Here is a 12,301-nt window from a genome sequence, read left to right as displayed (position 1 = left end):
GAGGAGCGGAGCGTAGCAGAGCTACGTGAGCACCGGAAGGTTCGGTTGCGTTCAATCTTCGATGTCGAGTTAAGCTTCTTGGCATACTTCGTAATGGGAATCGGACTTTTTGAACAACCTCATAATAGAATGAAGAGAGAACGGTGGATATAAGACGTGCGTAGAAAATTGCGTCTTCGCAGCCGCGAAGATTTCAATCGGGTCTATCGGGGCGGAAAATCGTTCGCGAACGGCCAATTCGTCGTATATTGGTCCAGGCAAAGAGTGGCGGACCCATTCCGGCTCGGCGTGTCGGCCAGTAAAAAGATCGGCAATGCCGTCATGCGCAATCGGATGAGAAGAATGGTAAAGGAAATCGTACGTCATATGGAGGACCGGATCGTACCTGGAACGGACTTCATCCTCATCGTCAGGAAGCAGGCAACGGCCATGGAGATGAAGGAGATGGAGAAGAGCGTCGGGCATGTGCTGAGGAAAGCCGGTTTATTAAAGAAGTAATGATTTCTAGCGATGAAACTTACAGCGCTGCCAAAGGTCGGAGACTGCCGTTTCATCTTGTTTATTTGTGTATTAAATTATGGTATAGTCTATCTTGGAATAGAACTATGCAGAAGCTCTCAGAGAGGAGATTTAATGTTGTTTCGGAATACAAATCGAAAATGGCTTCTCGTGGCGGGTCTTGTATTGGTTATGGGCCTCCTTGCAGGCTGTGCTCCTGCCGATCATACCATGGATACGCCCGACTTGCTCAAGGGTAATTTCTGGGAGAAAAACGTCGTTTATTATTTCGCTATTACGCTTGATACGTTCGCTAACTGGTTCGGCGGCTCCTATGTGTTGGCGATCCTGCTGCTAACGATTATCGTTAGAACGCTCATTCTGCCGTTGACACTTAAGCAGTATCGCAGTTCCAAGGCTATGCAAGCGTTACAGCCGCAAATGGCGGAAATTAAGAAGAAATATAAGGACAACCCGCAGAAGCAGCAAGAAGAGACGATGAAACTGTTCCAGACGCATGGCGTCAACCCCTTGGCGGGCTGTCTGCCGTTGATTGTCCAGATGCCGGTATTTATCGCGCTCTACAATGCCATCTACTGGAATCAGGACATCCGTACCGAAACGTTGTTCGGCTTCGGACTTGGCGAGCCAAGCCCATGGTACTTCTTGCCGGTGCTTGCCGCGATTACGACCTTCGTCCAATCGAAGATGATGCAGAAGCAGCAGACGCAGCAAATGCCGGGCATGGGGATGATCATGACGATTTTCCCGGTGCTGATCTTCGTGATGTCGATGTCGTTCCCTGCTGCATTGCCGCTGTACTGGGTATTCAGCAACACGTATACGATCGTTCAAAACTACTTCCTGTACGTACGTGGTTCATCTGACAAGGGTAAGAAGGAGGTCCTTGCAAAATGAAGAAAATCGTTGCATCGGGCAAGACGATAGACGATGCTGTGCGTAATGGATTGACACAATGGCAAGTAACGGAAGACCGTGTTAAAGTTGTCGTGCTGGAGCAGCCGTCCAAAGGGCTGTTCGGGCTGATTGGCGTCAAGGAAGCCAAGGTGGAGCTGGAGCTTATTCCGGATCCGCTGGAGGAAGCCGAGCAGTTCCTTGTCGAAGTCGCGCGTACAATGGGACTTTCAGTTCAGATCGATCGCAAGCAAACGAAAGAAGGCTTCTACTTGTCCGTATCGGGCGGGGGAGACCTGGGCATGCTGATTGGACGCCGGGGGGGCACGCTTGACGCGCTGCAGTACCTGGTAAATATTGTGGCCAACCGTTATTCAGACAGTCATCTTCGTATCGTCCTTGATGCAGAGGATTTTCGCGAGCGTCGCCGCAAGACGTTGGAGGAGCTCTCCGACCGATTGGCGGGACGAGTTATTCGCACGAGAAAGGAAGTCGTTCTCGAGCCGATGACGCCTCATGAACGCAAGGTCATCCATTCGCAGCTTCAGAACCATCCTAAGGTAAGGACGTTCAGCAAGGGAGACGAGCCGAATCGGCGCGTCGTCATTGCGCTGAGGTAAGGCGATTATTACCTAACCATCCATACCGGTATCCGATTCGCAGCAATGGCTTCCCAAGGTCATTGCTGTTTTTCCATTCTGCGCAAGAAGCATAAAGAGGTGTTGATAGTCATGATTCACGATACGATTGCCGCGATCTCGACCGCTGTTGGCGAGGGCGGCATCGCGATCATTCGGGTAAGCGGACCGCAGGCGATTAGCGGTATATCCCGTATTTTTTCGTCGAAAATAAGTCTAAACGACGCCGAGTCGCATACGGTTCATTACGGGCACATCGTTGATCCCTCCAGCGGGGAGAAGATCGAGGAGGTGCTGCTTACGCTGATGCACGGACCGCGCTCCTTTACGGCAGAAGATGTTGTCGAGATCAATGCGCATGGCGGCGTCATCGCGGTGAAGAAGGTGCTGGACATCGTGTTGCTGCAGGATAATATCCGAACGGCGGAGCCCGGCGAATTCACGAAGCGGGCATTCCTGAACGGACGCATTGACCTGATGCAAGCGGAAGCCGTTATCGACCTCATCCGATCGAAGTCGGATCGGGCGTTCTCCGTTGCACGCAAACAAGCGGAAGGCGCGTTGTCGAAAAAGATCAAGGCGCTGCGTCAGACGGTTATCGAGCTGCTTGCCCATATTGAGGTCAATATCGATTATCCCGAGCATGATGTCGAAGAGATGACAAGCGCGTATATCCGCGAACAATGTCAGCTTGCCATCGGCGAAATCGACAAATTGCTAAAAACCGCGAACGAAGGCAAAATATTGCGTGAAGGCATTGTGACGGCAATTGTCGGAAGGCCTAATGTGGGCAAGTCGTCGCTTATGAACGTTTTGACGCAGGAGAACAAGGCGATCGTGACCGATATTCCGGGTACGACACGCGATGTCATCGAACAATTCGTGACGTTAAATGGCATACCGCTTCGTCTGCTGGATACGGCGGGGATTCGGGAAACGAGCGACATTGTGGAACGGATCGGGGTAGAGAGGTCGCGTGACGCGTTTCAGGATGCGGATCTGATCTTGTTCGTGCTTAATCATAATGAACCGCTGCAGAGCGATGATCGGCAGCTGCTTCAGCAGCTTGAAGGGAGATCGGTTGTCGCCATCATCAACAAAACCGACTTGCCAGGTCATCTGGAGATGGACGAGGTTGAACGTTACGTTGCTTCGGATCGCATTGTAAGGATGTCCGTTCTGGAAGAGCGGGGACTGGACGGCTTGGAAGCTACAATAAGCGAGATGTTCTTCGAAGGGCAGTTGGAGGCAAATGATCTGACCTATGTCAGCAACGTTCGACATATTTCGCTATTAAAGCGGGCGAAAGGTTCGCTGGAGGATGCAATAGAGGCAACCTATTCGGGTATACCGATTGATGTAATACAGATAGACGCAAGACTCGCTTGGGAATCGCTTGGTGAAATTCTGGGCGACGAAGCGGGCGATTCATTGATTGACCAAATTTTCTCACAGTTTTGTCTTGGAAAGTAGGAGGGATCTATTATGGGATATGTGGCAGGTGAATTCGATGTCATCGTTATCGGCGCAGGACATGCGGGCTGCGAGTCTGCACTTGCGTCAGCTAGAATGGGCTGCGATACGCTGCTTTTGACGATTAATCTGGATATGGTGGCGTTTATGCCGTGCAATCCGTCGATCGGCGGTCCGGCGAAGGGGCATGTTGTGCGCGAAATCGACGCTCTGGGCGGCGAGATGGGGCGCCATATCGATAAAACGTTTATTCAAATGAGGATGCTTAACACGGGCAAGGGTCCGGCTGTTCACGCGCTTCGCGCGCAAGCCGATAAATTCGCATATCAGCATCTGATGAAAAAAACGATCGAAGAAACGCCGAATTTGACGCTTCGCCAAGGGATGGCGGAAGAGCTTATTGTCGAAGACGGCAAATGCGTAGGCATCTTGACCAAGACGGGCGCCGAATATCGGGCGAAGGCGATTGTCGTCACGACCGGTACTTATCTTCGGGGCAAGATCATTATGGGCGAGCTTATGTATGAGAGCGGGCCCAACAATCAACAGCCGTCGGTCCGGTTGTCCGCAAGCCTCAAGGAACATGGTCTCGAGCTGATTCGCTTTAAGACGGGAACGCCGCCGCGCGTAAATAAGGATACGATCGATTTCTCGAAGACGGAGATCCAGCCTGGCGACGAGAAACTGAAGTTTTTCTCTCATGAGACAGAGTCGTCCGATAACGAACAATTGCCTTGCTGGCTGACTTACACATCGGAAGAAACACATCGTATTATTAATGATAATTTGCATCGCGCTCCGATGTTCTCTGGCGCCATAGAAGGAACAGGACCGCGTTATTGCCCGTCAATTGAAGACAAGATCGTTCGGTTTGCCGATAAGCCGAAGCATCAGGTCTTCCTGGAGCCGGAGGGAAAACATACTTCGGAGTATTACGTGCAAGGCTTGTCGACGAGTATGCCTGAGGATGTGCAACTCAAAATTGTTAGATCGGTTCCAGGTTTGGAAAATGCTGAGATCATGCGCAACGGCTATGCGATAGAATATGATGCGGTTATCCCCACTCAACTCTGGCCGACCCTGGAGACGAAAGTCATAGACGGATTATTTACAGCTGGACAAATCAATGGAACATCCGGATATGAGGAAGCGGCTGGCCAAGGCATCATCGCCGGCATTAATGCTGCGAGAAAGGTGCAAGGGAAGGAAGGCGTCATTATTGGACGCGAGCAGGGATATATCGGTGTTATGATCGATGATCTCGTGACGAAGGGGACGAATGATCCCTATCGACTTCTGACTTCGAGAGCCGAATATCGATTGCTGCTTCGGCATGATAATGCCGATCTGCGCCTGACCCCGCTTGGTTATGAGATCGGACTGATCACGGAAGAACGTTACGGCAAGTTCTTAAGGAAGAAAGAGCTGGTGGAGCTGGAGCTTGAGCGACTTCGCAATACGAAGGTAAAGCCGGATGATATGAAGGTGATGCTGGAGGCAGCAAGCTCCGCGCAAATGACGCAAGGCGCTGATGCATTGTCGTTGCTTCGTCGTCCCGAGGTTACGTATGCTCATTTGGAGAGCGTGCTCCCGAGCCCTTATGAATTAAGCGACGAAATGAAGGAGCAAGTTGAGATTCAGATCAAATATGAGGGATATATCGAAAAACAACTGCTCCAAGTTGAACGATTGAACAAGATGGAGAAAAAGAAGATGCCAGAAGACATCGATTACGGCGATGTACGCGGCCTCGCTTCCGAGGCGAAGCAGAAGCTCAGCGTTATACGTCCGCTTTCGATTGGTCAGGCATCCCGAATTGCCGGTGTTACGCCGGCAGACATTTCGATTTTGCTTGTTTATTTGGAACATTACAATCGTGTCACCGCGGCAAGAAAGTCAGGATCATAAATGGATAAGACGAGTACATGGTTAGTTGAGCAGCTGGGGGAGAGAGGGGTATCCATCTCTTCCCGCCAGTTGGAGCAATTTGAAGCCTATTTGGAAATGCTGGTGGATTGGAACGAACGAATGAACCTGACGGGCATTACGGAACGTGATGCTGTTTATGAAAAACATTTTTATGATTCTATCTCCTTATCCTTTTTTGTCGATATGATTGGAATTAAATCTATTGCCGACATTGGCTCTGGAGCCGGATTTCCAAGCATTCCGTTAAAAATCTGTTTCCCTCATTTAAAGGTTGTCATCGTGGACTCCCTGAACAAACGAATTTCCTTTCTAAAAGCATTGGCGGAGCGACTGGAACTCCAGGATGTAGAGTGTGTGCATGGTCGTGCAGAGGATATTGCAAGGTTGCCTTTATATCGCGATCAATTTGATTTGGCTACGGCAAGAGCTGTTGCACGTCTTAATGTACTTAATGAATTCTGCCTTCCCTTTGTACGTCCCGGCGGCAAGTTTGCTGCCATGAAGGGTGCTAAATCTCAGGAAGAAATGAAGGAAGCGGGTTTTAGCTTAAAGGAATTGAAAGGTAAGCTGATAGATGAGCATGGTATGGTGCTTCCTCACGAAGGGTCTGAGCGGCATATCGTTGTGATCCAGAAGACAGGCACTACGCCCCAAAAATATCCACGCAAAGCAGGAACGCCGCTTAAGCAACCTTTAATCTAGTATTTTCACAAATTGTTTCACGTGAAACATTGTCAACTTATAGGGAGAGTGGAGTGCTGTTCTACGTTATCATGCGGGAATAGCACTTCTTTAACCGTTAAAGCTTGGATTTGTTAATCTATGAATATTCAGTGTCGTATTCTTACAATTGAATTGTTAAATTACATAGTTGATAAGGTGTCAAGCAGGATTTCATTGGTAGGGAGTCGAATTAATAGGGAAAAGTTAGGATGATCTCAGATGTCTGGAAAGTCTATTGCATTTTTTATGCATAGATTTATCATATGATCGGGTGGTAGTCATTCATGAAAGAATCATTATCCCGCCTGTTCGGCCTGTCCGAACAGCGCTCTCCTCAAGAAGAAGTAAGGCAGCTGCCAATTCATGAGATTGATACGAGCCCGTTTCAGCCTCGTACCTTATTCGACGATGATCGAATCGAGGAGCTCTGTCAGACTATTAAGACGCATGGCGTTATCCAACCTATTGTTGTACGCGTTCGTAATAATCGTTATGAAATTATTGCCGGCGAACGACGTTGGCGTGCAGTAACGAAACTCGGTTATGAAACCATTCCCGCAATCGTAAGAGAATTCAATGATTCTCAGACCGCTTCAATCGCTTTAATCGAAAACCTCCAACGTGAGAACTTAACCGCTATTGAGGAAGCGGTGGCTTACCAGAAATTAATTGAATTACATCAGCTGACTCAAGAAAGTTTGGCGCAACGATTAGGGAAGAGCCAGTCAACGATTGCTAACAAACTGAGATTGCTTATGCTCCCTGAACCGGTTAAAGCTACACTCATGGAACGAAAAATTTCGGAACGACACGCGAGAGCATTATTATCCCTGGATTCGGAAGAGCTGCAGCTGAAGGTTCTTGAGGAAATTATTACGAAGGATCTGAATGTGAAACAAACAGAGGTTCGAATCGCATTCTTAAATGAATCGAACAAAAATAAAAAAGCGAAACGAATATCCTTCACGAAGGATGTACGCCTTGCGCTTAATACGATTAGACAGTCCATTGATATGGTGTCGGGCTCGGGTTTAAAGATCAAAACCAATGAAAAGGATCACGAGGATCATTATGAAATAGTGATTCAAATTCCTAAACGCTAGTAATCATCTGTCATCCAATGCTTCCTCAGCAGTTTTTTTTTGCAAAACTGGAGGTCGTTCATCCCTTAAGACCACGGTACAGAGGTATTCTCAACAATCTCTTAAAAATAGATATTAGATTTCTATCACAGTTCCTCTTCTTCCTCTCTTCTATGCTATAATAGAACAAGGTGAAATGACGAAAAACGTCCTCAGAGGATTGCTCCTGCTAAATAGCTGAATTCCACTTTGCTCCTGACTGGATCATAATGGAGATAGAAGCCCGTATAGAAGGTTATACGGGCTTCAATTTGACTCGAAATATAGAAAAAGCTTTTAAGATGGTTAGCCATACTTTCTCTATATTTCCGGGAATGAAACGCGCTGCGTTGATAAAGGGAAAACGTCAGCCGTTTCACCTTGATTTCCCAAAATGATGCCGCCTTCCAATGAAGGCGGCGATGCCATTTTGTACAAAAGTTTCACACATGAGGTGAATAAGAATTGTCGAAAATTATTGCAATTGCCAATCAGAAGGGCGGAGTCGGCAAAACGACGACTTCCGTTAATTTATCAGCATGCCTTGCTTCGCTTGGGAAAAAGGTGCTTCTGGTCGATATCGACCCGCAAGGAAATACGACAAGCGGTCTCGGCATTAATAAAGCCGATGTTTCCAACTGTATTTACGATGTATTAATTAACGAAGTGCATCCCAAAGATGCCATGGTGGAAACGAGTGTGCCGGGGTTGACCGTTATTCCAGCTACGATTCAATTGGCTGGCGCAGAAATCGAGCTTGTCCCAACGATTTCTCGTGAACTTCGGTTAAAGAAATCACTTCATATGGTAAAAAATGATTTCGATTACGTCATTATTGATTGTCCGCCATCCCTTGGCATTTTGACAATCAACTCTTTGACTGCAGCTGATTCTGTTCTTATCCCGATACAATGCGAATATTACGCGTTAGAAGGACTCAGTCAATTGCTAAATACGGTTCGACTTGTTCAGAAGCATTTAAATACATCCCTACAGATTGAGGGAGTATTGCTTACAATGCTGGATGCGCGTACGAATCTGGGTATTCAAGTGATTGAAGAAGTGAAAAAGTATTTCCAACAGAAAGTATATCAAACGATTATCCCGCGGAATGTACGTCTGAGTGAAGCTCCGTCTCATGGACAAGCTATTATCACTTATGATCCGAGATCCAAAGGTGCAGAAGTTTATCTTGAACTTGCGAAGGAAGTGGTAATGTATGAGCAAGCGGCTAGGTAGAGGCCTGGATGCGCTAATCCCGTCTCTGTCCGTCAATGATGATGATAAAGTCGTAGAGATTTCGCTATCACAGCTTCGTCCGAACCCTTACCAACCACGTAAAACTTTCGATGAAGAATCCATCAAGGAACTTGCGGAATCCATTAAACAGCATGGTGTCATTCAACCGATCATTGTGCGTTCAGTAATTAAAGGTTATGAGATTATTGCAGGGGAACGTCGTTTCCGCGCTTCGCAATATTGCGGCAATACGACAATTCCGGCGGTTATACGGAACTACAGTGATCAACAAGTCATGGAAATTGCGTTAATCGAAAACTTGCAGCGGGAAGACTTAAACGCTTTAGAGGTAGCTATTGCATACCAAGCATTAATGGATAAATTTAAATTGACACAAGAAGAGCTTAGCTTGAAGGTAGGCAAGTCGCGTTCTCACATTGCAAACTTCTTACGTTTACTGAGCTTGCCTGCAGAAATCAAAGAATATGTTTCACGTGGAACAATTTCAATGGGCCATGCGAGAGCACTTGCGGGCATTAAAGATGTTGACGTACAGAAGGAATTCGCCGAGCAAATTATTGGTTCGGAGTGGAGCGTGCGGGAACTGGAGGATGCCATTCAAAAGCTGGATCATAAAGGGAAAGACCAGCCGGAGAAAGGGCAAAAACCGAAGAAACGCGATCCTTACATTGAACATCTGGAAGAGACGCTTCGCGACCGTTTCAAAACAACTGTGAAGATTAAACAACAGAAGGATAAAGGGAAAATCGAGCTTCAATATTACAACAAACAAGATTTGGAACGTTTGCTCGAATTGCTTCAACAGCTTGCCTAAAAGGACTGAATAATGGCATATCTAAGTTGTAATCTTTCAGCTGAAGGATTAAACTAAGGTATGCCATTATTGAATTATAAGGAAGTTTTTCATGAACGGAAATAGCCGTTTCACCTTGTTGTTCATAAAGAGCTGCTTAAAAGAGATGGATAGGGAAGGTGTAGAGGAATGACTGCCGAACAACGCAAGTTGATTTATTTGGATCATGCGGCTACATCATGGCCGAAGGCTCCTGGTGTAGTAGAAGCTGTGACAGATGCGCTAATGAATGACGGAGCTAATCCAGGTAGAGGCAGTCATGCTATGGCAGTAAGGGCTAGCCGAATTTTATTTGATACAAGAAAAGCGTTAAGCAAGCTGTTCGGTATTCGCAACCCGAATGATATCGCTTTTGCGGCTAATACGACGATGGCTCTTAATATGGCGATACAGGGATTAGTTAAGGCAGGAGATCATGTCATAACGACTAGCGTCGAACATAATTCCGTCAGAAGACCCTTATACCAATTGGAACAGGAAAAAGACGTAGAAGTAACGTACTTACGCTCGGACGAATATGGCCGAATACAGTTGTCAGAGCTGGAGAAGGCTATAAAACCAAATACGAAATTAATTGCAGTGAACCATAGCTCCAATCTGCTTGGGACTATTTTGCCTGTAGGAGAAATTGGTGAAATCGCCCGCAAACATGATGTGAAACTGCTGGTTGATGCCGCGCAAAGCGCAGGTATAGTGCCGATCGATGTAAAGGCGCTAGGAATCGATCTACTGGCTTTTCCGGGACATAAGGGACTGCTAGGCCCTCAAGGCACTGGAGGGCTTTATATTGCGCCTGAGGTTGATCTGGAGCCGTTGTTGTTGGGTGGAACAGGGAGTCAGTCGGAAGCCCCGCATCAGCCGTTAGTGCGGCCTGATCGGTACGAGGCAGGGACTCCTAATACGCCAGGCTTGGCGGGGCTAAAGGCTGGCGTCCATTATGTGTTGAATGAGACGGTGCAGAACATCCATACTAAGGAGAGGGCATTGACGGAGCGGATGATGGAAGGGCTGCTGCATATACCGAAGCTTCGCCTGTTAGGGCCAAAGCTGGGGGAGGAACGCACTGGCATTGTGGCGTTCCAGGCGGAGAATATTGATTCGTCCGAGCTGTCGTTTATTCTCGATCAACATTACGGCATCGCCGTTCGATCCGGTTACCATTGTACGCCGCTAGCGCATGCAAGCGCGGGCACTGCTGATACTGGTGCTGTACGAGCAAGCGTAGGCATATTCACAACAGAAGAGGAAGTCGATACATTAGTAACGGCTATGACAGAAATAACGAAGCATTATGGCAACTGAGAGATGGGGGAAAGCATGGACGAACAACTAATGTACTTGATGGGTGGGATAGGTGCGGTAATATTGCTCCTGGTCATCATACTGATTGTATGGATCGCAATTATAGGGTCGCGTCTCAAGAAGTTAAGAAAGCAATATGTTGCCGTAATGGGCAATACGGGAATAAGCAACTTAGAAGATGTGATCTTGGAGCTGAAACAAAAGTTGAATGAACAAGAACAACAAGAGGAGAAGCTGAAAAAGCGTGTGGATGCAGTAGAGTCGGAATTGCCATTGGTGAAAGGGAAAATCGGCATTATTAGATACAATGCTTTCTCGGAAGGAGGCAGCGATCTCAGCTTCTCCTTGGCGATCGTTAATGAGGAGAAGGACGGAGTTGTTTTCTCCGGTCTGCATGGCAGAGATAATACTTACATGTATGCCAAACCGCTGCAAAAGGGCGAATCCAATTACCCGCTTACACCAGAGGAGAAGCAAGTCATCCTATTGGCCAAGTAAGCAGACTATCAAGAAAAGTCGGCAGCTGCAGTCTGATCTCTGGTGGAAGAGGATACATGAACATAACTTGTAATGGCGGACATGAGACTGGCCGCAATAACCTCGGACATTCGAATGACCAAGTGAAGCCTCGTATTCTGCAAAACGAAATATTCCATAAAGCCGCCAACGTTAACGATGCCGGTCACATGGATATCTCCCACCGGAGGAAGATCTTTATTTACTCCAGCACCAGGCTTGACGGGACCCTGCCCAATCTGAATGCATCCTACGCTGGATACTTGGCCAAGGCAGGCATCAATGCCGATAACGAAGGGTTTCTCGAATTTGCGATTAATCTCGTGCAGCGTATCCTCCAAATTCATGGCGTGCACGGGATCTTCCAGCGTACCGTATAGATGGAAGTGAGGGCTCCTGTATTTAAACAGCGCAGTTCCGATTAGAGGACCAAGCGCGTCGCCTGTTGATCGGTCTGTTCCGATGCAGACGATGACAATGGGGCGATTCGCTGAAATTTCCTCTAGAAGCCCAGTCAGCCGATGAACAAGCATGCCCGTAATATTTGCATTTGTGTAAGGCACTTTAAACGGCGCGTCTTTCATAAATGGAAGCTTCATAGAATCCCTCCAATAGGTAGTGTGTTACTAGTATATGGATGGGACAACCATTTTATACGCAATACGGACCATGCAGAACAAATAAAGATGCAAGGGAGGAAGAAGCGCGTTATGTTGATCGCATTTGATTCAACCCAACAGGCGCTAAGAGCCGAGATGCTGCTGGAATATGCAGATATTGAGATCGATATCTGTCCGACGCCCAAAGAAATTACGGCAGGTTGCGCGTTATCGATTCATTTCCCCCAAGAGGAGCTAATGCAGGTTAAAACCATCATTGTGCAGGAGCAGGTAGAGATACGAGGGATCTTCGAGCCTGATGGAATAGGGTATCGAGAGGTAGAGTAGGAAAGATATAATAGAGGTTGTTCAAAAAGTTCGCTTTTGATCACGATGTATGCCACGAAGTTTACTCGACATCGAATATTGAATTCAGGCGAAACTTCCGGTGCTCACGTAGCTTCCACTACGCTC

The 12,301-nt window shown here is 47.4% G+C and carries 13 protein-coding genes; 12 read left to right on the top strand and 1 reads right to left on the bottom strand.

Features of this window, described 5'->3' with window-relative positions:
* Positions 1 to 156: 156 nt before the first annotated feature.
* The 11 genes from rnpA to PAT3040_RS05565 all read left to right on the top strand — a co-directional run bounded on the left by rnpA (position 157) and on the right by PAT3040_RS05565 (position 11,210).
* Entirely contained in the window at positions 157 to 498 is a 342-nt protein-coding gene (gene rnpA / locus PAT3040_RS05615; RefSeq protein ID WP_108991863.1) for a ribonuclease P protein component, read from the top strand.
* Positions 499 to 633: 135 nt separating this feature from the next.
* Positions 634 to 1,416 (top strand): YidC/Oxa1 family membrane protein insertase, encoded by a 783-nt coding sequence (locus PAT3040_RS05610; protein ID WP_087572535.1) that lies wholly within the window; start codon positions 634 to 636, stop codon positions 1,414 to 1,416.
* Positions 1,413 to 2,033: an RNA-binding cell elongation regulator Jag/EloR gene (gene jag, locus PAT3040_RS05605; protein WP_087572536.1), complete on the top strand. Its 621-nt coding sequence runs from the start codon at positions 1,413 to 1,415 to the stop codon at positions 2,031 to 2,033. The genes PAT3040_RS05610 and jag overlap by 4 nt, the downstream gene beginning before the upstream one ends.
* A 111-nt stretch (positions 2,034 to 2,144) precedes the next feature.
* Entirely contained in the window at positions 2,145 to 3,524 is a 1,380-nt protein-coding gene (mnmE, locus tag PAT3040_RS05600; protein ID WP_108991862.1) for a tRNA uridine-5-carboxymethylaminomethyl(34) synthesis GTPase MnmE, read from the top strand.
* 12 nt (positions 3,525 to 3,536) lie between these two features.
* Positions 3,537 to 5,432 (top strand): tRNA uridine-5-carboxymethylaminomethyl(34) synthesis enzyme MnmG, encoded by a 1,896-nt coding sequence (mnmG, locus tag PAT3040_RS05595; protein WP_108991861.1) that lies wholly within the window; start codon positions 3,537 to 3,539, stop codon positions 5,430 to 5,432.
* Complete coding sequence (rsmG, locus tag PAT3040_RS05590) at positions 5,433 to 6,155, top strand: 16S rRNA (guanine(527)-N(7))-methyltransferase RsmG (RefSeq protein ID WP_108991860.1); 723 nt, start codon at positions 5,433 to 5,435, stop codon at positions 6,153 to 6,155.
* A 305-nt stretch (positions 6,156 to 6,460) separates the two neighbouring features.
* The gene (noc, locus tag PAT3040_RS05585) at positions 6,461 to 7,279 is read left to right on the top strand and encodes a nucleoid occlusion protein (protein ID WP_087572540.1); all 819 of its coding nucleotides are present in this window, start codon (positions 6,461 to 6,463) and stop codon (positions 7,277 to 7,279) included.
* A 483-nt stretch (positions 7,280 to 7,762) separates the two neighbouring features.
* Positions 7,763 to 8,536, top strand: coding sequence for a ParA family protein (locus PAT3040_RS05580; RefSeq protein WP_087572541.1), 774 nt, complete (start codon positions 7,763 to 7,765; stop codon positions 8,534 to 8,536).
* The gene (locus PAT3040_RS05575; protein ID WP_108991859.1) at positions 8,517 to 9,371 is read left to right on the top strand and encodes a ParB/RepB/Spo0J family partition protein; all 855 of its coding nucleotides are present in this window, start codon (positions 8,517 to 8,519) and stop codon (positions 9,369 to 9,371) included. The genes PAT3040_RS05580 and PAT3040_RS05575 overlap by 20 nt, the downstream gene beginning before the upstream one ends.
* A 168-nt stretch (positions 9,372 to 9,539) precedes the next feature.
* A complete protein-coding gene (locus PAT3040_RS05570) occupies positions 9,540 to 10,712 on the top strand; it encodes an aminotransferase class V-fold PLP-dependent enzyme (RefSeq protein ID WP_108991858.1) in 1,173 nt (390 codons plus the stop codon).
* A gap of 15 nt (positions 10,713 to 10,727) precedes the next feature.
* On the top strand, positions 10,728 to 11,210 hold the full coding sequence (locus PAT3040_RS05565; protein WP_256976119.1) for a DUF4446 family protein: 483 nt from the start codon (positions 10,728 to 10,730) through the stop codon (positions 11,208 to 11,210).
* Between the two features lie 8 nt (positions 11,211 to 11,218).
* Here the strand turns inward: PAT3040_RS05565 and yyaC are convergent, their stop codons facing one another.
* Entirely contained in the window at positions 11,219 to 11,827 is a 609-nt protein-coding gene (yyaC, locus tag PAT3040_RS05560) for a spore protease YyaC (RefSeq protein WP_087572545.1), read from the bottom strand.
* Positions 11,828 to 11,938: 111 nt separating this feature from the next.
* Here yyaC and PAT3040_RS05555 point away from each other — a divergent pair, with 111 nt between their 5' ends.
* Positions 11,939 to 12,175: a putative Se/S carrier protein gene (locus PAT3040_RS05555; RefSeq protein WP_087572546.1), complete on the top strand. Its 237-nt coding sequence runs from the start codon at positions 11,939 to 11,941 to the stop codon at positions 12,173 to 12,175.
* Positions 12,176 to 12,301: the final 126 nt, after the last annotated feature.

Origin of the sequence: Paenibacillus agaridevorans (assembly GCF_003112455.1) — a bacterium.
Taxonomy (GTDB): domain Bacteria; phylum Bacillota; class Bacilli; order Paenibacillales; family Paenibacillaceae; genus Pristimantibacillus; species Pristimantibacillus agaridevorans.
Note: the sequence above shows the minus strand (reverse complement) of the source record. Positions and strands in the feature narration are given on the sequence as shown.

Excerpts from the sequence above, each read along its gene's own strand:
- mnmG (WP_108991861.1), top strand. The coding sequence starts at position 3,537 with ATGGGATATGTGGCAGGTGAATTCGATGTCATCGTTATCGGCGCAGGA.
- noc (WP_087572540.1), top strand. The coding sequence starts at position 6,461 with ATGAAAGAATCATTATCCCGCCTGTTCGGCCTGTCCGAACAGCGCTCT.
- PAT3040_RS05570 (WP_108991858.1), top strand. The coding sequence starts at position 9,540 with ATGACTGCCGAACAACGCAAGTTGATTTATTTGGATCATGCGGCTACA.
- PAT3040_RS05565 (WP_256976119.1), top strand. The coding sequence starts at position 10,728 with ATGGACGAACAACTAATGTACTTGATGGGTGGGATAGGTGCGGTAATA.
- PAT3040_RS05555 (WP_087572546.1), top strand. The coding sequence starts at position 11,939 with ATGTTGATCGCATTTGATTCAACCCAACAGGCGCTAAGAGCCGAGATG.
- mnmE (WP_108991862.1), top strand. The coding sequence starts at position 2,145 with ATGATTCACGATACGATTGCCGCGATCTCGACCGCTGTTGGCGAGGGC.
- PAT3040_RS05610 (WP_087572535.1), top strand. The coding sequence starts at position 634 with ATGTTGTTTCGGAATACAAATCGAAAATGGCTTCTCGTGGCGGGTCTT.
- rsmG (WP_108991860.1), top strand. The coding sequence starts at position 5,433 with ATGGATAAGACGAGTACATGGTTAGTTGAGCAGCTGGGGGAGAGAGGG.
- jag (WP_087572536.1), top strand. The coding sequence starts at position 1,413 with ATGAAGAAAATCGTTGCATCGGGCAAGACGATAGACGATGCTGTGCGT.
- yyaC (WP_087572545.1), bottom strand. The coding sequence starts at position 11,827 with ATGAAGCTTCCATTTATGAAAGACGCGCCGTTTAAAGTGCCTTACACA.
- PAT3040_RS05575 (WP_108991859.1), top strand. The coding sequence starts at position 8,517 with ATGAGCAAGCGGCTAGGTAGAGGCCTGGATGCGCTAATCCCGTCTCTG.